The organism is Nonomuraea sp. NPDC049421 (assembly GCF_040677005.1).
Lineage (GTDB): Bacteria > Actinomycetota > Actinomycetes > Streptosporangiales > Streptosporangiaceae > Nonomuraea > Nonomuraea salmonea.
On record NZ_JBFAQA010000024.1, the window covers coordinates 26428 to 46148 of the forward strand.

Genomic DNA, 19721 nt, shown 5'->3' on the forward strand with positions numbered 1-19721 from the left:
TCAGCGGTCGACGGCTCGTACCGCGGCGGCGATCGGCTCGAGCCCCGCGACCAGCTCGTCGAGCTCCTCCGCGCTGAGCACGTCGCACGCCGGCGCGGCCAACTCGTCTGTGAGGGCCTCGATCCGCTGCCTGGTCTCCCGGCCGGCGGGGGTGAAGGCGCCGGCGGCGTCCACGAGGCCGCGGCCGCGCAGCCCGTCGACGACGGCGGCCAGCTGCGCCTTGGGCAGGTGGTGGATCCGGCCAAACTCCTCCGCCCTCATTCCGAGGGAGAGGGCCATGAGGACGTGAGCCTCGGTGCCGCCGATGCCGTGGGCGAGAAGGGCGGCGTTGTGGCCGTCCCCGCGGTGCTCCCCCAGCAGCGTCGCCGCGTGCCAAAGCCTGGCCACCGGCTCCTCGGGCACGTCGAGCACCTGCAGCCCGGCGTCTGCGGGTGGCCTCGGAGCTGTTGCCGGACGGGCGGCTGCGGGTCCGCGCGGGAGGTGCCTCGAACAGCGCCCCGAGCCTCGTCTGATTCCTGAATCTAGGGTTTCGAGTCGCTAGAGCGGCGCTCTCTCGGCCCTCGATGACAGAGGGCAGCATGACCGCAGTGCCGGCGGAGCCGGGACCCTCGCTGGGGGCGGCTGACCGTCGTCATGGCGACGGACGAACTGTCGTCATGGCCAGGAAGTGCTCCCAAGTCGTCGCCGCCCTCCCAGATCTCCTCCGGCAGCGTGACCATGGGCACGGGACGGGCACCTGGGAATCCGGGTGTGGCCAGATGGTGAGCACCGTGTTACCCCCCCGCGCCCCAGTGGGGTCAACCGCCTCGCATGGGTCCCAATCCGAGAGCGACTCCCCTGAGTCGGCTCTCGGCAACTGGGATCTCCTCAAGAGGGCACGAAAGGCCCACGACGCCCGTTTACTAGCACCCTCCCCAAGCTTATATAACTAAGCCCTTACAATAGCCCGAGTCCAGCAACAGCGTCAGAACGCCAGGGAGTCCTCTTCTTGAGGCTCGATATCGCCCCTAGAGATTACTTGTGAATTTTCGTCAAACGCAGAGGCGGCCATCTCTGGGAACGCTGCTCGCGGCACGCGTCGCCGGAGAGCTCGTCGGCGAGATGACCTAGAGACGGGGCACCAGGAGCTCGCTCGTCGTCCCCTTTGATAGACTCATGCCATGCAACCCGCAGCGCTTCGCGCCAATATCGGCATCCAGTTTTGTTTCGTTCACTGCGGATCTTGTTCAGTATCGTTTCATGGCCAAATTGTTTCGTTTCATCTCGTCTAGTTTCGCCATTGAGGGTTGTTATCTACGGTGGCGAGCCTCAAAGTCAGTCCAGAGGGCCCGACCCATGACCGGGCTGCTGGTTAGCCTCACCCTGCCCCGATCACACTGGAAGGAGACCGATGGACCATCGAGCCTCGTTGCACCTGACCATCGTCTTGACCGGGGCAGTACCCCAGATCGTGACCGTCGTCCGGGCCAGCGCTGTGTTGATTGCGGCTTCAGCGTCCGCAGCTTCCGTGATCCGTGCTTTAAGCAGCTGGTTCGCCCGCCGCAGCCGCTCTCGCGGTGCAGCCGGCTGGCCCGATACCGGCGCGGCCTGGAGGTCGTTGACTCGCAGCGGATCCGCCCTGCTCAACGCTTTGTCTCCTCGGCCTGAGCTCGTTCTGCACGGAGGCATAGTCTGATGGAGCGGTTCGTGATGCTGCCTCTCGCCGTCTCATCCTGCGTTGTGGAGACTGACCTATCCTTGGCCAGTGCCGCCGGTACCGCTGGTGGTCTATTGCCGCTGGTCGCGGCGCTGACTCCTACCACCAGCCGCCTTTCTGGCACCGTAGCCTGCCCCAACTTCCGGCATGCAACGCCGCTGACGCGACGTCTGTGCAGCACAGCCCAGGCGGCACCGCCACGTGCCGCAGCTAGCCTGCGGGAGGTGTCCCGGCCCTGCCCAGGGCCAGGTTCTGCCCTACGCGGCCTCCCCATGGACGGGCCGCAGCTGCCGCTCAGCGAGTTGCGACCCACGCACACTCGCGCCCCCATCTGAGCAATCCCCACAACCTGCACACGCTTCCGAAAGCACCGATCTGTTGGTCCAGGCGGGCATTCGGAGATTAAGGAAGAGGCTCTCCGCTGGCACGGGGAGCCTCTTCGTTTTTCTGCCGCAAGCACTCTCGATCTTCAACCGCTTAAGGCAATAGCCACCCGGAAATCAAACGTCCGAGCCTCCAAACACAGGCGGGCATCACCTCTTTTCCATCTTGCTTATCGCCGCTTTCCCATAACTATTTATTTGAGAAATTCAAGAAAGGGTAGGCAACCCTTAGATTCGTAACCGGTCTAGCCGGTTACCTCCCCCTGGACGAAAGTGGAGCTTGACCCGACTTGCCAAGAGGCCGCCGTGGTGTAATTGTTTTTCTATGGGTTCCGTGGAGGTCGGCTCACGCATTGCGTGGCGGCCAAAGCAGAACCTCGCTCTGTATGTGGGGGTTGTTGCCGCGATGCCAGTCAAAGCAACACGAAACGCCCACTCGCGGAGCTTTCCCCTCGCGCACACCCCCGTGAGCGAAGGGCCCGCCTGGACCGCAGGTCAGGAGGGGTGCGGCGCGTAAACGCACGCGCACCTCACATACGCGCACGCGAGAAGCGCCGCGCACCTCCTGACCTGCCCGTACGAAAGGTGCCTCTCGGTGCCCAACCCGATCAACGCCGGCAACGTTGCCGGCGCCCGCGTCCACCCTGGCAACGCAATGACCTTCGGTCTGGCGCTGCTGGCCCACGTGGGCTTCACCGGCTACCTGCTGTTCCTGCAGCACCCGCTGTGGGAGGCGCTGGCTGGCTCGACCAGCGCCGTGCTGGTGGCCGCCTACGTCACCCGCGTCGTGCTCACTGGCGTGCCGCCCCTGGCCCTCACCGCGCGCTCCCTGGTGGCCCGCACGGTGCTGTCCTGGGTGAAGCAGGGCGTCGCCGAGCAGCTTCCGCAGCCCGGCAAGGACAAGCAGCCGCCCTCCGTGCAGGGGGAGGTCATCGAGTGATCACCTTGTACACGACCTCCGTTCCGGCAAAGGAACTGTGCGAGGCCTACACCAGCATCAAGAACGGCCGACTGCTCGAGGCCATCAAGGTCACGCGCGCGGCCGCGTCCTTGGGCCTGAAGCAGGCCAAGGACTTGTGCGACACCATGCGCGACGGGCGTACCACGGAGACCTTCTTCATCTCCCCGCAGACCTTGAAGGAGATCAAGAGCCTCTCGCTCGTGCGGCTGCGCGAGGCGATCACGAAGCTGGAAGCCGAAACCGCAGGCCTCATGACGGAGAGACAAGCGGCGGCCATCATCACGTACCTGCTCGACCAGACCGGGGCCAGCGACCCCAAGGTGCAGGTCAAGCAGTGGCTGGTCAAGGAGGAGAGCAACACCACGTTCGCGACGCCCTCGGGTGCCATCGTGACGGGCGATGTATCGTCGACGTCCCTGCCAACGAAGACGCCTCCGCCTCCGAAGAGGGCCACGCAGGAGAGTGTGCGGTGGACACGGCCCAGGCCGACACCAGCCGCCCCCGGCACGGCCAGACGGCGCCTGGCCGACGAGTTGAAGCTGGCCTGGCGCCGGGCCGGAGAGCCGCCGCTGCGCAAGCTCCGGGGCGAACTCGTCGACAAAGGCACCGACGGCGCCGTGTCCATCGCCTCGATCTCCAAGGCCATGTCCGGGTCCACTGGACGGCCGCCGTCATGGACGTTGGTGAAAGGGCTGCTGGAGCAGTTCCACTCCAGCGCCGACATCGACGGCTTTTGGCGGCCGCTGTGGGTACAGGCCCGCGAGGAGGTCGCGCCCCTTGGCCTGACCTCCACCGCCGACACGACGGAGCTGAGCACCGTCGTCCCGGTCATCAGCCTGGTGACCACGCCAGGCCAGGACAACAACACTGCCGCCCCCGACCAGCCCGACGACCGCGCCCCCGAGCCTGGAAACGGAGCCCCAGCGGGCTTTGAGTGCGAGGACTGCGGTTCTTGGGTCGTCAACGCCGACCGGCATTACGCCTGGCACTGGAGCATGGAAAAACAGCTCCGCCGGGCGATCATCCAAGGAGTTGAGAGTACCGGCAGCTAGGCGGCCGCCCAACCGGCCGGCGCCCCGTCACCGGCTCCGTGTCTGCCACAGAGTCCTGCGACGGGGCGCACTGACGCCCGGAGCTTCCCGGCCAACTCCGGGAAAGGGCCGTCACAATCAGTGGCGGCCTTGTTCAAATGTCGCGCCACACTACGGGCAGCCGCATGAGCGCGATCCTGGCGTCGGTCCACACTCCTGAAGGGATGCGGGCATCGTCAGCGAGCTTGTGCAGCGCGGTGTCAAGGTCGTCGAACACGTGCAGTTCTGGCGGGAAGTCGTCGAAGTAGTCCCAGTGGTGCAAGTAGACCGCGATGCGGCCGCGACCGGTCTCGGCGATGCCAGTCCGCCACTCCGCGCTTGCTCCCTTATGGCCAAAGCGGCCGCGCAGCAGTTCCGCCTTATGCCGGTCAGGGTCTTGATCGGAGTCGAGCTGAGCGTCGACGAGCCAGCGGCCGGCGAAGGCTTCGCGTCGCTCCGCGCCGTTGCTGCTGTACATGCGCACGGTGATGGTCTCGGTGGCCCCCATGTAGTGCGCGAGCGCGGAGGCTACCAACGCCGACACCGTGGTGTGTGACTCCTTAGCGGCCCGGCTGGCGCGTTCCCACAGCGACAGCTCGTCCTCGCGGACGCTCAGGGTCTTATTCGGCATAACCCCTCCCCTCCTACGTGACTTGCACATGGCAGCAGACGTGATTTTCACATATAGCGGAGTAGAGGGAATTTGCACCGCAGGGGTAATCCAATGCCCGTTGAGGGGTAAGAGGGCTCCGCGCGATGATCTTCGCGAACCACCGACGGGAGCGGGGACCTACGCTTGGGGTTCGTGGACCGGACTTCCTGCCAGCAGGGACCGCCAAGATCCTCCGGCAGGAAGCCCGTCCGCCCTGCTGGGCGGAACGATCAACTGATGGTCCCGTCGGCCTGGCGGCCGGCCAGGCGCCGAGGCCGCCTGAGATCACCTGTGTCGATCGTCTCCCTCGAGGCGTGATCCCTCCGCCGACGTTTCCGCCAGGCCATGCGAACGCTGCCGGGTATGGAGGGAAGACACCCGGATCCCACGGTACGGGCTTCCTACAGTGCGCCCCACGCGGCCGCTGGGAACGGAAGAGGTCCTATCCTCCCTGGGGGGCGATTCCTTCCCCCGGAGGTTGAACCAGCTTCCACGCCACAAGCTGCCGCAGGCAAGTTGCACTGCATCGCCTTGCTCCACGGGGAGGCCATCCCTTCGTTGGGGCCCGGCAGCCGAACGTTCCCCGCCAAGAGATGCCGCGACCGGGCCAACCCACTCCTTGTGCAGGCTGCACCCCCGTCAGCGACGGCGCGCGCCGGGGTCGCGGCCCTGCTGCCAGCGGGCCAGGGCTTCGGGGGAGACGCGAGCGTACTTGGCGAGGGACGTGACGGAGGTGTGGCCGGAGTAGGCAAGCAGGGTGGAGGTGTTGGCGCCATCTTCGGCGGCGTGCGTCAAGGCGCTGTGGCGCAGCTGGTGAAGCGTGTACGGGCCGCCGGGCAGGTCGGCGGTGGCCTGTTCGAACACCTCGGCGGCGCGCCGGTAGGACAGCCGGGCCCGGCCGGAGCCAGGGTCGACGTCGGCCGGCGGCAGCGCGACGCGGGCGCGCCGGTCGGTGAGGAACACCGGGCCAGCGCGGCGGCCGTCCAGCAGGCGAGGCAGGAGCCGGGCGGTGGGCGTCTGCCAGACGATGACGTCGACCGCACCGCCCTTGCGCCGCACGCGGGCGCGCCGGTTACGCAGGTCGAGGTCGGCGACGTCGAGGGCGAGGACCTCTTCGGCCCGGGCCGCCGATTCGTACAGCAGCCGAAAGAGCGTCCGCTCGCGCAGCGGCAGGGTCTGCCGGGTGAGCAGGGCCTCGATGAGGGCGCGGTCGAGGGCCTTGGTGCGGTCCGGGGTGCGGGCGCGGCGGCGGATGCGGCGCAGCGGGTCTCCGGTCAGCCAATCCTGGTCGCGCCACCAGGCGCAGGCGGAGCCGAGTGCGTCCAGGCGGGCGTTGAAGGTGGCCGCGGCCGCGCCGCCCCAGCGGCCGGCGAACCAGGCGGCCAGGCGGTCGGCGCCGGCCTCACCCTCCAGCGCTGTCAGCGGCGTGGCGGCGCCGAGCTCGGCGGCCAAGGCGCGCAGCACGATCGCGTACGCCCGCTTCGTGTTGGCGTTGTCGATCGTGGTCAGGAAGGCCTCGACGGCCGCCCCGAGGGCGGGCGCGCCGGGGCGGGGAGTGAGCCGGTGCACGGTCGCCAACGCGGGCCCTCCATGGCTATCGCAGATAAGCATGGGGAGTCACCGGCGCCGCGGCGGGATGTTCCCCCCAGGACGGCACCTACGCTATCGCAGATAACGGATCACTATCTGCGATAGCGAGAGAGTTTCGTCCCGGACGCCCAACGGCGTCTTGGTAGCAGTTTCGGCGAGCCGCCGGCCCGCCTGCTGCCAAGGGGCAACGACGGGCCAGAGACTTCCCCAGCCCAGGCCGCGTTACCCCTTTCTACTCCTGGGCTCGACGGCTGGAAGGGGCGCCCTCCTGCGGCGAGGATGGCTCCACGGCAGGGGGGATGATCGCGTTGAAGAACGGGATAGCGAAGCCGAACGCAGCTCCGCTGGATAGGAGAGCCATCTGCCAGATGGTGCCGGTCGACAAGATCAAAGCGAACGCGAGCGCTGCGACGAAGGCCGCGGCCATGACAACGACCGCAGCTCGAACGGTGAGTAGATACATCGCTCTCCTCCGTTAGGGAAGAACGGGCACGTCGGTCGTACCCGCCCTGAGCAGGGTCTCCGGCCCGGAAGTATCCCGGTTCGTCCCTGCCTGAACCCAGCTTCGGGGATCGCCGGAGTAGTTGATCCTTGTGGTTGAAGTGCTTTCGGCAGCGCTGGAGTGCCGCAAAGTGCCGCTGTCTTCCTTGAGTTCGTTGTCGAAAGTTGTTGTGAGTACGCTTTCCTGCGTCCCTAGGAGCCGACTGCTGGAATCCGTAGAGCACGGGAGAGCCATCATGGCCAGAGCCATCGCCATGCCATCCAAAGATCAAGTGCCGGAAGGCCCACATCGCGATTTCCTGATCATCGTCTTTCAGATGTACCGACAGGCAGGACGCCCTTCGCTCAAGCAGATCGTCAACGCTGCGGAGCGGATGGATCTCCAGGGCACAGCAAGTATGGAAACGATCCGCCGCACTCTCCGCGGAAAGATCATTCCCGAGCGGTGGGAAACGGCGTACGCCGTTTATGCTCCGCTGTGCCAGCTCGCTGAGATCAATCCCGAGGCGGAGTACTACATGGCGGTGGGCGACGACTGGGACGACAGGTACGAGCCACCTAAGTCAACCCATAAAGAGCAGTTCAGACGGGTGTGGAGTGCGGCCTTCGACACCGAGGAGCTACCGCCCCCTCTCCTTGACACCCCAGTCACAATCGTCCCGCCTTCCAATAGCTCTGTGAGACTTGGGGGCTTCGGAGGGTCTGATTTCTCCGACGAGCCACCGTTCTGACCGTTCAGCGCACCGTCCCGTAGATGCGTTTTAGGGACGGCTCGCGTCTCGACCCTGGCCAGCAATCCCGAAAGGGCTTTCACGCCTTATTGCGTCGGCGGAGTTCACGCTGTGCCTGTGCGCGAGCGCAGGACCGAGAGCAGTACTTGACGCCCTCGGTACGGTGCTGGCCGAACTTGGCGCGGTCTCGCTGCCGCACGAACGGCCGCCCACACGGCTCGTTGGCGCAGTGCCGGATCGCCGCTTTTTCGGCCATGTGGTTGTACATCTGCAGGAACGAGACCGAGTAGATGGTCGGGTGTCGCTCGGCCAGGCCGCCGATGCCGACGCTGAAGCGGCTCAGCGCTCCCGTCATCGCCGTCTCGAGTTCCTCGATGCGCATAGCGATAAGCTCATCGCGCAGATGCTCCAGTGATTTCGGCCAGGGGGGCTCACCCGGCTGGAGTGGGCTGTGGCTACGAGCCAGGGCCAGTTGCTCCTCGGTCACCTCCGGCTCGACGAGTTCCTCCAGGCCCCCCTCCTGCGTACAGGCCAGCCACGTATGGATGGCTCGTTGCGCCAGGTCCACGTGCAGGCTGATGAGATCGCGGTGGATTCCGACATGATAGGGCCAGCCGGGTGCCTCACGGTCGGCGAGAGCTTTGACGCGCTCTTCCTCCTCTGGGTCGCCGGCATACAGGTGGAGGTCCCTTAGATCCGGGTCGAATAGCAGCCCGAAGGAGCGCATGAGCTCGGCGGTGGCCTCCAGGTCTCCCGAGGTCAGTTCCAGCAGTTCGCGTAGGTAGAAGTCAGCTGGAAGCTCGACCGGCTGGACTAGCTCCCATGACGTTCCGGGCTGCCAGGTGATCCAGTCGCCGTCGACTATCAGCCCTGGCGCAGGTCTCAGCGCTGGTGGAGGGACAACGGTCCCCGGCCATAGAGTGGGACGAAATCGTGCATCAATGTATGACGCCATAGCGGGCATCATAGTCGCTAGAGGAGTAGTACCAAAGAGCGGAACTAGGTACCACTCGCAATGGTCGGCCCAGCCCGAGAGGATCGCTGTGACATCCCCCTGGCAGCAGCGCTACGACGTCGGTATCAAGCACGAGCAGTACGTCCTGGCCGAACTAAGCAAGCGTGGTTGGGACGCGGCTTCCGCCGGACAGGGCACCCTCCCGCACGCCCTCCGCCAGGCGCTGAGCTGCACGACCTCGGCCCTGCGCCACTTCCCCGACGTCCTCGCCGCTCGCGCCGGCGATGTCGTGGCCATCGACGCCAAGACCCGCTTGCCCGCCAGCCGCTCTCGCCGCTACGCCATCAGTCGCGACTGCCTGGAAGCTGGCCTGAGCTTCCTGGCGCTCTACAGGCCGATTCCCCTCTACTACGTCTTCGGCGACCTGGGTGTCACCACCCCCGCAGAAGTGATCGCTTACCGCAGCATCGCCCAACCTCACCCCAGCGGCGCCTACTACCTGGTCGACCAGTGCCGCACCCACCCCTTCGACGAAGTCTTCGGCAAGCTCCTGGCCATGACGGCAGCGTGACCTCGGCCAGCCACGGCGCCGTCGGCGCCGTCACAGCCGAGAACCGTCGTAGCCGAGAACCGTCGACCATGCGGAGTGCACGGGTGGGGCCGAACCCGCCGCGGCGCACGGATACGCCAAGGTCACGAACAAGCGCCACAAGTGCACCTACAAGAGCAGCGACCCGTACTGGAGGCGACGGCGAGCTTAACCCCCAAGGAGCACGCGACGCCCCGCACCTCCTGGCCCACGTACGGGAGGCGCGAGGCGTTGTCGGGCAGGACCGGGCGACGCCGTCGAAGAGCACACCCAGGCAAGAACGGCTGGCTCTCGACCGGCCGTTCATGCCGGCCCCTGAGTGGCGGCTCAGCGCTGGTCGTCCGTCGTGGACAGACGCTGCTCCGGGCAGGCGTCCGCGAGTGCCGTTAGGGCCTGCTGCTCGGCGAGGTCAATGGACAGGTGCCAGCGAGTTTTGATCGCGGTCCACTCGGCGGCGTACCGGCAGCGGGCCGGCTCGTGCGGCGGCTGCCAGGTCGACGGGTCCTGGTCGGCTTTGGATCTGTTGCTGCGGGCGGTGACCGCGACCAGGTGCCAGGGCTCGGTCAAGTCGTTGGCGTAGTCCCGACGCTGGGCGGCGCTCCAGTCATAGGCGCCGGAATCCCATGCCTCGGCCAGCGGGACTAGGTGGTCCACGTCGAGGAGGGCGGCGTCGCCGACGGTCTGGTCGTCGTAGTAGGAGTACCAGGACCCGCCCAACAGCCGGCAGTCGGCCCCGACCTGGGGCATGGTGAGGGCTTCGTCGATGAGGACCTCGGCCCGGGTGTTGCAGCCGTCGCGGTCGGCGTCGACCCAGTGACGGAAGGAAGTGCGCTGGTAGCCCTCGCGCCGCTCGGTAGACACCGGCAGGGCGGCGACCGCGTCAGCCAGTAGCGGCCCCTCCGCATGCTGCGCCACCGCCAGAGGCGTGTGCTGGACGGACTGCGTGGCCGTCGCCGCGGCAGGAAGGAGGGCGGCCGCCTGGATCATGCCGGCCATGAGGGCGATGCTGATCAAGGCGTTGCGCCGTGGGGGTGAGGCATGCCGATCCTCTCGCGATCGATACACAGAGCAATAACTGACTACAGAATGTAGCGACATTGGCGGGATCGATCACTCCACGCCGCAGTGATATCCGTGTTCCTCAAGTTCTGGCGGCGTGAGCAGGATCGCTTCCCATCGCGGTCGGCGCTGTATTCGGGCGGCCACTTGCCAGCGCAGATGGGCGGACGGACGATCCCAGTACCGTGCTGTTTGCCGCCAGGAAGGCCAGGACCACCGGTGATCCGCATGCTGATCTCGATCGCGCTCAACCGGCATCTGTCCGGCGGCCCCCGCTATGTGCGCTGCGCGACGTGCGGCACCACGGCCAGCGAATACGAAGCCCCGCTGCGGGTCTTGATGCGGTTCACCACCGTCGACGGGCGCCTGGTCGACGGAGACCAGACACCGCCGGAATGGACCTGCCCCTCCTGCGGCCGCGGCGGCCCGCTCCAGGTGGGCGAGTTATTGCCGAACGACACGCTCATCGGCTGCCGGCGCACACGCCTGTGCCGGTATCGCTGGAAGGTCCCAGGCAGCGCCAAGGTGGTCGTCTGTCCGCGCTGTTACACCGCCCAGCCCGGCCCTGCCGAATAGCTCCCGCCTTCGCTATGACCGCGTTCGAGACGCTCGTCAGCACGCCTGCCGCGGTTCCTGTTCCTTCCAACCCACGTCCCCGGCCGCTGGCGGTCAAGGCCGAGTTGTCCGGCGTGATTGTCCGGGCTGGTGAGAAGACAACGGCCTTCCCGGGGCAAATCGGGAAGGCCGTTGTGTGTCTCCCTGAGCGCTCGTCCGGACCAATGAACTGACGCCTCGGGGTGGCCGACCTGGACCGACCTCGCCGCGGGGTCTAGACCGGCGGCTGTGGGATCCATGATGCACTGCAAGTTGGTTGTCCAACCTCGCGGCCGGACCAGACCGTCTGCAGCCGATGTTTCCCGGACCACTCCGATACCCCGCAAGACCCGACCCGTCGTGGCTCACACCTGGCTGACCTGGCTGCATCGTGCGGCTGCCTCGGCGCTCGGTGACGGGGTTGTCCGGCAGCCGCCTCGCGTACGGGCGCGTACCCGGTCTATGCCGCATGCGGTAATGATGGGCCCCAGCGACGTTCATGCTCACCTCCGCGGAGGGCAAACCGCAGGGGCATCACGCGCGCGATGTCGCAACTCCACACCTGCTCGTCCGGACCATCACTCCTTTGGAGAGGCTCATGACGCTCATGCTCGCCCTGCCGCACCGTCCCCTCCTCTGCCAGCCGTCCCGGCCGGCGGTTCGCATCGTCGTCTGGGTGCTGGTACTGGCCTTCGTCGTCGTCCTGACCGCCCTGGGCAGCGACCCCGCGCTCGCGCTGGGCGTGGTGCTGGCTGCGCTGGCCGCCACCGCCGGTGACCTCGCCCAGTACGGCCGCTGATCTGCCCCGAACGTCCCCGCCGTACAGGGATCGTCCAACATGGCACGGCCGGAAAAGCCGATCACCTGGGATGGGCCGATCGCGGACCTGGCCCGCGAGCTCCGCCGCCTGCGCGAGCTCGCGGGCCCTCCCATCCCCACCTACGCCCAGCTCGCCGAGCGTGGAACCTTCTCGCGCTCGGTGCTCGCCGACGCCGCCGCCGGCTACCGTTGCCCGTCCTGGGAGGTGGTCACGCACTTCGTCACCGCCTGCGGCGGCCTGCCCGACCAGGAGCAGTGGCCGACCTTGTGGAGGCTTGCCCATGCCGCCGCCATCCAGGTCGGCGACGTCACGCCACGCCGCCCCGGCCGGGCAGCGCCTGCCAAGAGCCGGTCCAGCGCACGCCAGGCCACGGTCACGGCGGCACAGCAGGGACCCGCTCCTCCGGACCCGTGGCAGGCCAACACACCACAGGAGTACCGCTACCAGCTGAGCCTGCTGCGCGTATGGGCCGGCGTGAGCATCCCGGAGATCTGCCGCATGAGCAGGTCTCACGAAGGCGACCGTCTCAGCGAAGTCGCCTACACCACCGTGCACGACACGCTCAACGCCAAGTTCGCCCGGATGCCGCCCCTGCGCGCCGTCCGTGCGATCGTCGCCGCCTGCGAGGCCGACCTGGACCAGTGGGTCGGTGCCTGGCGCGCCATCAGCCTCAAGCGGTTCCAACAGGACCATCCGCCTCCTGCCAGTCTGGCCATGTAGAACTACTGGTCGCTGGGCGGCCACCCGTACGGCTGGCGGCTAGGCACTCCCAGGGACCAGCGTGGTAGGCAGGCGGTCAGCTGGTACTGGCCCGCCTGAGCAGGGCCTTGATCGCTCGGTTGTCGTCGCTGGACAGGCTCTTGCGGTGGGCCTTGCGCAGTGCCTGCAGGCGCCGTGCGCACCGGGCCGTGTTCTTGCGGTCTCCAGGGCCAGCGCCTCTTCCAGGTGCGCGATGGCGTCCTTGAACTCGTTGGCGATCTGCTCTTCGGAGCGGGGCGCGGGCACCCTCGCGGCGGGCGCGTGCCGCCGAGTGGGCTCTGATTCACGTGGGCGCGGGACTCTGCGCGCGAATGCAGGTTCGCGCGTGGGCCCGCCGTCCAAGCCGCGCAGCCGCGCGAGCTGGGTCTCAGGGCCCACCTGTGCAAAAGGATTGCCTTGCTCACGGGCAGGAACGGAGGCGGCGGTCCGTTGCGGAACAGGGGCACGCGCCGGGGCCGGCCTCGAGCCGGCGGTCACCGGCCACCCTGCGGGCTCGGGCGGCCGGGGAGCCCTGTTGGGCGCGGCCACGTACCGGCTGATGCGGCCCCAGTCCCCCACGTTGTCCGGGGTGGCCAGGAAGACCTGCAGGGTCGCCGAGGTCGCGGTCGGAACGAACCTGATCCGTGCATAGGCGATGCCCTGGCTGTCCAGGATCGCCCGCACCTGGGTGTTGCGCTCGTGCACGAACCAATCCCACTCGCGTCCTTGCACGGACGCGGCGTCCTGCTGAACCTGCATGGTCGTGACGTCGCCGAGCACGATGCGGGTGTCCCTGGTGCCGACGGGGCCACTGATGTGCATATAGCGGGCGTCATGGCCATCGATGGGGTCGAAAAAGTCGATTTGTCCCTCGGGAAGGTCGCGGCCTTGGCGCCAGCGCCTCAGCTCGGCCCAGACTATGGGGGCCTCAAGGTCGAGCCAGCCTCGGTTCCTCTGCGCACGGCGGCACTGCGCCTCACTCTCGCCCTGGTGAAAGAAGTGCGGGATCTTCTCGTCGCCGATGCGGGTGAAGAGCCGGCGCCCGCACCCGTTTACCGTCCCGCACCAGAAATCCACGCCGGAGTGCTCCTGGCGGAACTCTAGGGCGGCGTCGTGTTCCAAGGGCAGGAAGACGGCGTCCTGGGAGTCGGCGGTCGGACCTTTGACGGCCGTCTGTACCAAGCGGCGATCCTGTACTGCCGCGGAAGTCGAGCGGAGTTGGGTCAAGTGCGGAACTCCTTCCAAACACCAGCCCAGGTTCGGCTCCGAACCGCTACAGGGTCGCAGAGCGTTACCGGTGGGGCTACACTAACCAGCAGATGTAGTGGTTAGCAGGTCCATGATGCCCTACAGCTAGGGCATCTCGCACGTAAGTTCGGATAACCCCAGTTCAAGCCGCGTGTCTCTTTTACCCAGGGTTATACCGGCTGTTCGCGTCGCGTGTCCTCGGCCCCGGCCGCCCGTTTTAGGGACAGGCGAGGAGGGGAGCTGTCCTTCATGACGAGCGGGTACGGCCAGCGGAGTATGTCACACCGCCTTTTGCCCGCCATAAGGTCTTCCCACCGCGCACGTTGACAGGGGGATTGATCACGCTGCGACCGCACCCGCGCTCGCTTTGAACCCGCGGTGAAAACTTGCATCCGATCTTGGCCGGGGAGCTGCCGTGGAGCAGCTACGGCTCGTGCCGCAGGCCGTGGCTGGCGTGCAGGGCCGCCAGGATGGCCTGCGGCACGCTGGGGTGGACGGTCAGCACGGGCCTGGCGCCGGTGGCGTTCAGCACGCGGGCGGGTGAGTGCTGCAGGGCGGCCAGGTGCAGGTCGCCGCCGTGCCGGCGGATCAGGGCGCGGACGTTGAGCAGCACGCGCAGGCCGGCCTGGCCCACGAACGGCACCTCGCTCAGGTCGAGCACCACGTGGTCGCCCGGTCGGCGGCGGGCCCGCGTGATGAAGGCGTCCAGTCGGTCGGCGGCGGCGGCCTCCAGGTCGCCAGCCACCGAGATCACGGTGACGCCGGGCATGCGCTGGCAGGCGAACGTGGGTGAGGTCATCGCGGCTCCCCTGCGGCGGGCGGACCTTCCGGCAGGACGGGAACGGGTGAGGGCGGTCATGGCTCAGTCCTGTGCGCGGGTCAGGAACGTCATGACGGCCAGGGCAAGGCCGACGAACCCGGCGAACCCTGCCGCTCCGGCCAGAATGGACAGGGGCACGGAGGTGCCGCCCAGCCAGGCAAGAACGCCGCCGGCGAGGGCGACGAAGAGACCGGCGGTGACGACCACGGCCACCCACAGTCCGCGGATGTTGTTCATGGTGTTCCTCACGTCGTTGTGAAGGGAGTGAAAAGGCGCGAGCGCACAGGACTCGAGTTGACCGCTGACCGGGATCGCCCAGCAGCGAGCCGAGGCCGGGCGGTATCACGTCCAGGCCGACGGGATTTCACCTGCTCAGCTCATGAGGTTGGCCGATGTGGCCAGGCATCGCCTGGTGTGGAGGCCCAGGGTCGCGGCATCAGACCGCTCATCGCGGAGGAAAGGCTGTCCGTTCAGCGGCCGATGCCCCCGATACGGGGGCTTAAAGACCTCCTCAGCCAGCGGCGCCGGCTGGCCAACTGTCAGGCGATGTCAAGATCGGAGCCAACGCCTCTGCCAGGGGATGGATGATGCCTCATACGCAAAAGCCGCCAGGTGGTGGCCCACTCCTGTAGGTCATTTTCGGAACCGGAGCAGGCCCAGATGAACGCGCGGACCAACTTCTCGGGCGGCAGTTGATCGGACTTCAGAGCCTTGCACAACGTGCTGGCACCGAACGCTTTCCGCGAGCGTTTGACGAGTTCTCGAAGGCTCGGCTCCCCGGCCCAGATCCGGTAGCGCTTCATCAGGCCAACGAACTCGGCCGGGGTTCGTGCGGACAGCGGGTCCGGCTTCAGGTCATGGCCCGGTAGGTCCCGTGGAGGTTCAAAGGGCAGTTCGGGCGGATTGCTCATCGTCGCGGCACGGCTCGGTTGGTGGGATTGGGCGAAACCCCTGATGGCGGCGGCCACGTTGTCGGCTGGCGCGGTTCGAGGAGTTTCACCGCCGGCGACACCGGCGAGAGCGGAGCGGACCGCGTCCGCCTCTGCCACCTGCTTCTGGGCAGCTCTCAACCGGCTTTTCGCACGCCGGCATCGGGCATCGGCTCTCGTCAAATCGTTCGCCATGCGTACGTGAATTGCCTGTGCTCGATCTACTGCGGAAACCGCCGCCATGTATGCCTTATTCGCCATGGATAGCTCTGCGTTTGCCCGCTTTGCCGCTTCTTCTTCCACGGTGTTCGCGGAGCGAGCTTGTTCTTGTATCAGGCTAGCCTGGGCGATTGTCAGCACGGTTGTCGCGGATCGGAGTTCGTCTGAAGCAACGACAAGCTGGCGTGTCGCGTTTGTGCGCTTGTGTTCGGCGACAACGACGGCTTGCTCGGCCGCCTGGACCGCTTCCTCCAAAGGAGTGAGGTCCGCCACCACGGCCGGAGACGGAAGGAGGGCCGCGTCCTGCTGCTGCCCTGCCCCCGCCAGATGTTGGCTGGCCTGGCCGTTCCAGACCGGGACCTGGCTAGACATGCGCTGGCCGGCAGGCGGTGAGATATCGGGCAGCCGTGATCGCCGGGATGGGAACAACCGTGCTGGCGCCAGGATGGTGGAGGCGAATGGTGACCATTCGGGGGAAATCACCTCTTGTTGAGCGTGAACGAGGGTCATGTATCAATCAACCAATCGACCGCGTAATACGCGTAATGCGCACCCTTTGGGGAGACCCGGAACCCCGTCGGCGCCAACCTTCGGAGAACCAAGGGCGCGATAGTCCAATGATGGCGCACAAAGACGCGTCCATAGGGCTTTACGGCTAGCTCCGAGAAGCGCCATCAACGACGCTGGATCCACGTGTGTTTCTGTCTGTTCCATAGCGTTTAATCGCGTGCACTGGCGTAGTGGATCGTACGGATGTTCCATGTGCCTAGTTGATCTCCACCGCGTGCCGCTCTAATGGGGAAGGGTCACCTGCTCAGGTGATCGAGGGGATCTCCGTTCGACCGCGGAAGGCCTGTGTGTTCCAGGGCCCACTGCGCCAACAGTGGGCCCTTCCGCGATGTCCGGTCAGCCTCAAGCCCGTGCTGGCGGTGCTGGGGCCGCACGCGAGAAAGACCGCGATGAAATCCCTGCATGCGCCGTATCGGCTGGCGGGTGCCACCAAGGCGTTGAAGCGCACGAGCGCGGGGCAGGCCAACTTGCTGACTTCCGAGCAGGTAAGCCAGGAAGCCGAGTGCAGGGCCCGCACAACGAGGTAGCCGCTCGTGTTTGCCATGGTTATCTAGCGACGCCGAGGTCCCGCTGCAGCTCATCATGGGCAAGACCCGGCACAAGAACCGCCGCACCGCCATGCGCTACGTCAAGCCCGGCGCCGAAGCCATGGCCAAGGCCACCGAGGTCCTGGCACCGCGTCGCCGTACTCACTGATTCGCTTCAGGCTGAGCGAAGCCGACTTGTTCATCGCGCGGACGGTCGGCTCCCTCGGATGGGGCCGCAAGCAATCGACGGCCAAGAGCGCATGAGGACGCGATTTCAGTCGCGGGCAGCACCGCTTCGTGGTTGGCTTCGGCCGTGGCATTCAACAGGCGCAGGCCCGCCGCCGCGGCGGCGGCTTCCCCCGAGGCGCTGTTTTCCTCGCTGCCAGCCGATCCATCGGCTCCGCAGGAGTTATGGGTACGGCAGGCGATGGTTCTGCGGGATTACCATCGCGACCATCGTGCCAGCAAGGATGTGGCCATCGAGTTGCCCACAGGGGCAGGCAAGACGCTGGTCGGCGGGCTGATCGCGGAATGGCGGCGGCGGCAGCACGGTGAGCGGGTGGCGTACCTGACGCCGACCAAGCAGCTCGCACGCCAGGCAGCCGATCGCGCTGGCTCCTACGGGCTGCCGGTCTGTGTGCTAACCGGGCGCCACACCGACTGGGACCCGGCCGAGCGAGCCCGTTTTCAGCAGGGGCAGGCGGTGGCCTTCGCCGCCTACAGCAGTGTCTTCAACTCCAGCCCCAAGCTGGAGGCGCACACGCTGATCCTCGACGACGCGCACGCGGCCGAGGGCGCGGTGGCCGGTAACTGGAGCGTGTCGATCCCCCGCCGGTCCAAGGCCTACGACCACGTCGTGGAGGCGTTGGAGGCGTGCGGTGCGCTGGCCCCGTCGGTGCTGATGCGCCTGCGTGATGGTCACCACAAGGAGCATCGGGCGATCTATCTGGCTGATGTCGCCAAGGTCGCCGCGGCTGCCGCCGATCTGGAGGCGGTGCTGGAAGAGGCCGCCGACGCGCATGAGATGCCCACGGACGCGCGATTCGCGGCCGGGCAGCTGTCCGGGTCGCTGGCGGCCTCGCTAGTCTATGTCAGCCGAAGCCAAATCGTGCTGCGGCCCCTGATCGCTCCTACCCGCTATCACCTCGCCTTCGAGGACGCCGTCCAGCGGGTATATCTGTCGGCGACCTTGGGTGACGGCGGCGAATTGGAACGCGCCTTCGGCCGTCGCAAGATCAAGCGCATCTCCGCCCCGGCCGACTCGGCCTCGCACGGCCACGGCCGGCGGCTGTTCTTCTTCCCGCACCTGGTCGACGACCTGCGCAACGACGCCCGCGACGAGGAAGCGTTCGCTCAGCAGGTGCTGACCGAATTCGGCAAAGCGATCGTCCTTGCGCCGAACGACCGCAAACGCCAGGAGATGGCCGACCACCTCGTGCCCGAGGGCCTCGACGTGTTCGACGCCGAGGACTTCGAGTATGACCCGCAGGAGTTCATCGGTGCTGCTCGCGGTGTGCTGGCCCTGGCCAACCGCTACGACGGTATCGATCTGCCGGGCGAGAGCTGCCGTCTGGTCGTGCTCGCGGGGCTGCCGACCGGCGCGCATCTGCAGGAGCGGTTCCTCCACGACAGCTTGGGTGCGGTTGGCGCGCTGCAGGAGCGCATCCGCACCCGGCTGACCCAAGGCTCCGGTCGCGCGACCCGGGCCGGCAGCGACTACGCCGCGGTGATGGTGCTGTCACCGGAACTGGTCAGCTTCTGCCTCCAGCGCGAGGTGCAGGAGGCGATGCCACCGGAACTGCGCGCCGAGTTGCGCTTCGGCCTGGACAACTCCACCGGCATCACCGCCGCCGACGTCCAGGAGAACCTGGAGCATTTCCGCCACCAGGACGCCACATGGCGCGAGGCCGAAGAAGACATCCGGCAAGAACGCGATGAGCGGGAACGCACACCACTGCCCGGCACCGGCAAGCTCGCCGCCAGCGCGCCTGCCGAGGTCGCCGCCGTCGAGGCAGCCTGGCAAGGCGACTGGGAACACGCCATCGAACAGGCCCGTGCCGCACTGGACGCCCTCAGCGGCGGCGCGGAGATCCGCCGCTACCAGGCGCTGTGGCACTACCTGACCGCGTCCTGGGCGGTGATCGCGGCCCGCCAGCACCCCACCCGCCGGCAGTCGTGGCTGCAGGTTGCCACCCGCCACTTCGCCGACGCCCGCGCCGCCGCCACAGGCACCCGCTGGCTGGCCGAGCTGTGCACCGACGCCGAACAACTGCTCGCCCAGCCCGGTCAGCCGACCGACACCCCGAGCGATGCCTTGGACCGCCTGGCCATCGCTCAGATCGCGGCCAGCCCGCTGCGGGAGGATACCCGGCAGTTCGCCATGCTGACGCGCACCGTCCAGGACGGACTTGCCCAGAGCGAAGCGCCCGCCTACGAGCAGGCATTGAACGCGCTGTGGCAGTTGGCGGGTGCCACCAAGGCGCTCAAGCGTACGAGCGCGGCGGCGGAGCCGGACAGCGTCTGGATGTTCGACCACGTGATGTGGATGGGCTGGGAGGCCAAGACCGGCACCGACCCGGACAAGGAGATCCCCGCCGGTGACGTCCGGGAGGCCGCCAGCCATCTCACCTACGCCTCCCACGAGAGCGGCCAGCCGGTGCCCGCAGGTTCCGTCACGCTCTACGTCACACCTCAGCAGCGCATGCATCATGCGGCGGTCAAGGTCGCCGGCGCGGGCCTGTATCTGGTGACTCCCGAGCAGGTGAGTCAGGTAGCCGAGCGGCTCATCACGGCATGGCAGACCATCCGCACGCAGACCCGCGGCCAGGACCTCCAGCAGGCCGGCGCAACGATCGAGGCCACGCTGCGGATGCATCGGGTCCTGCCCAGCCAGTGGCTCGAAGAGCTGCTGACCAGGCGCATCAGCGACGGCTGACCCCGTGCACCGGCCTGCAGGCGGCCTATACGCAGGGGGCACGATGCGGACGCGGCGGGCAGGCGCCGAGCGGGCCGTCACCCGTGATCGGTCGCACGTTCGAGCGCGTCCCGTTCTGGGCCGGCTGGCCGGTG

20 protein-coding genes are annotated in these 19721 nt (G+C 67.3%); 10 read left to right on the forward strand and 10 right to left on the reverse strand.

Going from position 1 to position 19721, the window contains the following annotated elements; genetic code table 11:
- Positions 1 to 402 carry a hypothetical protein gene (locus AB0K18_RS33665; protein ID WP_364922532.1) on the reverse strand — a complete coding sequence of 134 codons (402 nt, stop codon included), beginning with the start codon at positions 400 to 402 and terminating at the stop codon, positions 1 to 3.
- 2332 nt (positions 403 to 2734) lie between these two features.
- Between AB0K18_RS33665 and AB0K18_RS33670 the strand changes: the two genes are divergently transcribed.
- Both AB0K18_RS33670 and AB0K18_RS33675 read left to right on the forward strand, forming a co-directional pair.
- Positions 2735 to 3019: a hypothetical protein gene (locus AB0K18_RS33670; RefSeq protein WP_364922534.1), complete on the forward strand. Its 285-nt coding sequence runs from the start codon at positions 2735 to 2737 to the stop codon at positions 3017 to 3019.
- Positions 3016 to 4092, forward strand: a complete 1077-nt coding sequence (locus tag AB0K18_RS33675; RefSeq protein WP_364922536.1) for a hypothetical protein — start codon at positions 3016 to 3018, stop codon at positions 4090 to 4092. Before AB0K18_RS33670 ends, AB0K18_RS33675 begins: the two co-directional genes overlap by 4 nt.
- Positions 4093 to 4225: 133 nt before the next feature.
- On the opposite strand, the gene AB0K18_RS33680 is transcribed toward AB0K18_RS33675, so the two are convergent.
- From AB0K18_RS33680 to AB0K18_RS33690, 3 genes are all read right to left on the reverse strand, one after another.
- On the reverse strand, positions 4226 to 4741 hold the full coding sequence (locus tag AB0K18_RS33680) for a hypothetical protein (RefSeq protein ID WP_364922539.1): 516 nt from the start codon (positions 4739 to 4741) through the stop codon (positions 4226 to 4228).
- A 660-nt stretch (positions 4742 to 5401) separates the two neighbouring features.
- Entirely contained in the window at positions 5402 to 6331 is a 930-nt protein-coding gene (locus AB0K18_RS33685; protein ID WP_364922887.1) for a site-specific integrase, read from the reverse strand.
- A 253-nt stretch (positions 6332 to 6584) separates the two neighbouring features.
- Entirely contained in the window at positions 6585 to 6815 is a 231-nt protein-coding gene (locus tag AB0K18_RS33690; RefSeq protein WP_364922542.1) for a hypothetical protein, read from the reverse strand.
- 274 nt (positions 6816 to 7089) lie between these two features.
- Here AB0K18_RS33690 and AB0K18_RS33695 point away from each other — a divergent pair, with 274 nt between their 5' ends.
- Positions 7090 to 7584, forward strand: a complete 495-nt coding sequence (locus AB0K18_RS33695) for a hypothetical protein (RefSeq protein WP_364922545.1) — start codon at positions 7090 to 7092, stop codon at positions 7582 to 7584.
- Between the two features lie 79 nt (positions 7585 to 7663).
- Here AB0K18_RS33695 and AB0K18_RS33700 read toward each other — a convergent pair whose 3' ends face one another.
- Positions 7664 to 8539 (reverse strand): hypothetical protein, encoded by an 876-nt coding sequence (locus tag AB0K18_RS33700; protein ID WP_364922548.1) that lies wholly within the window; start codon positions 8537 to 8539, stop codon positions 7664 to 7666.
- Positions 8540 to 8627: 88 nt separating this feature from the next.
- Here AB0K18_RS33700 and AB0K18_RS33705 point away from each other — a divergent pair, with 88 nt between their 5' ends.
- The gene (locus tag AB0K18_RS33705) at positions 8628 to 9110 is read left to right on the forward strand and encodes a hypothetical protein (RefSeq protein WP_364922551.1); all 483 of its coding nucleotides are present in this window, start codon (positions 8628 to 8630) and stop codon (positions 9108 to 9110) included.
- A gap of 345 nt (positions 9111 to 9455) precedes the next feature.
- On the opposite strand, the gene AB0K18_RS33710 is transcribed toward AB0K18_RS33705, so the two are convergent.
- Positions 9456 to 10124 carry an HNH endonuclease family protein gene (locus tag AB0K18_RS33710; protein WP_364922554.1) on the reverse strand — a complete coding sequence of 223 codons (669 nt, stop codon included), beginning with the start codon at positions 10122 to 10124 and terminating at the stop codon, positions 9456 to 9458.
- Between the two features lie 282 nt (positions 10125 to 10406).
- Here AB0K18_RS33710 and AB0K18_RS33715 point away from each other — a divergent pair, with 282 nt between their 5' ends.
- The 3 genes from AB0K18_RS33715 to AB0K18_RS33725 all read left to right on the forward strand — a co-directional run bounded on the left by AB0K18_RS33715 (position 10407) and on the right by AB0K18_RS33725 (position 12321).
- On the forward strand, positions 10407 to 10763 hold the full coding sequence (locus AB0K18_RS33715) for a hypothetical protein (RefSeq protein ID WP_364922557.1): 357 nt from the start codon (positions 10407 to 10409) through the stop codon (positions 10761 to 10763).
- A gap of 616 nt (positions 10764 to 11379) precedes the next feature.
- Positions 11380 to 11580, forward strand: coding sequence for a hypothetical protein (locus AB0K18_RS33720; RefSeq protein WP_364922560.1), 201 nt, complete (start codon positions 11380 to 11382; stop codon positions 11578 to 11580).
- A gap of 39 nt (positions 11581 to 11619) precedes the next feature.
- Positions 11620 to 12321, forward strand: coding sequence for a hypothetical protein (locus AB0K18_RS33725; protein WP_364922563.1), 702 nt, complete (start codon positions 11620 to 11622; stop codon positions 12319 to 12321).
- A gap of 39 nt (positions 12322 to 12360) precedes the next feature.
- Here the strand turns inward: AB0K18_RS33725 and AB0K18_RS33730 are convergent, their stop codons facing one another.
- The 4 genes from AB0K18_RS33730 to AB0K18_RS33745 form a co-directional block, all read right to left on the reverse strand.
- Positions 12361 to 13566, reverse strand: a complete 1206-nt coding sequence (locus AB0K18_RS33730; RefSeq protein ID WP_364922565.1) for a hypothetical protein — start codon at positions 13564 to 13566, stop codon at positions 12361 to 12363.
- A 445-nt stretch (positions 13567 to 14011) separates the two neighbouring features.
- On the reverse strand, positions 14012 to 14386 hold the full coding sequence (locus AB0K18_RS33735) for an STAS domain-containing protein (protein WP_364922568.1): 375 nt from the start codon (positions 14384 to 14386) through the stop codon (positions 14012 to 14014).
- 63 nt (positions 14387 to 14449) lie between these two features.
- Positions 14450 to 14644: a hypothetical protein gene (locus AB0K18_RS33740; protein WP_364922571.1), complete on the reverse strand. Its 195-nt coding sequence runs from the start codon at positions 14642 to 14644 to the stop codon at positions 14450 to 14452.
- Positions 14645 to 14946: 302 nt separating this feature from the next.
- Positions 14947 to 16065 carry a hypothetical protein gene (locus AB0K18_RS33745; RefSeq protein ID WP_364922574.1) on the reverse strand — a complete coding sequence of 373 codons (1119 nt, stop codon included), beginning with the start codon at positions 16063 to 16065 and terminating at the stop codon, positions 14947 to 14949.
- A 410-nt stretch (positions 16066 to 16475) separates the two neighbouring features.
- On the opposite strand from AB0K18_RS33745, the gene AB0K18_RS33750 reads away from it, so the two are divergent.
- The 3 genes from AB0K18_RS33750 to AB0K18_RS33760 all read left to right on the forward strand — a co-directional run bounded on the left by AB0K18_RS33750 (position 16476) and on the right by AB0K18_RS33760 (position 19587).
- Entirely contained in the window at positions 16476 to 16652 is a 177-nt protein-coding gene (locus AB0K18_RS33750; protein WP_364922576.1) for a hypothetical protein, read from the forward strand.
- Between the two features lie 10 nt (positions 16653 to 16662).
- Positions 16663 to 16821, forward strand: coding sequence for a hypothetical protein (locus tag AB0K18_RS33755; RefSeq protein WP_364922579.1), 159 nt, complete (start codon positions 16663 to 16665; stop codon positions 16819 to 16821).
- A gap of 144 nt (positions 16822 to 16965) precedes the next feature.
- Positions 16966 to 19587 carry a DEAD/DEAH box helicase gene (locus AB0K18_RS33760; RefSeq protein ID WP_364922582.1) on the forward strand — a complete coding sequence of 874 codons (2622 nt, stop codon included), beginning with the start codon at positions 16966 to 16968 and terminating at the stop codon, positions 19585 to 19587.
- Positions 19588 to 19721 lie beyond the last annotated feature (134 nt).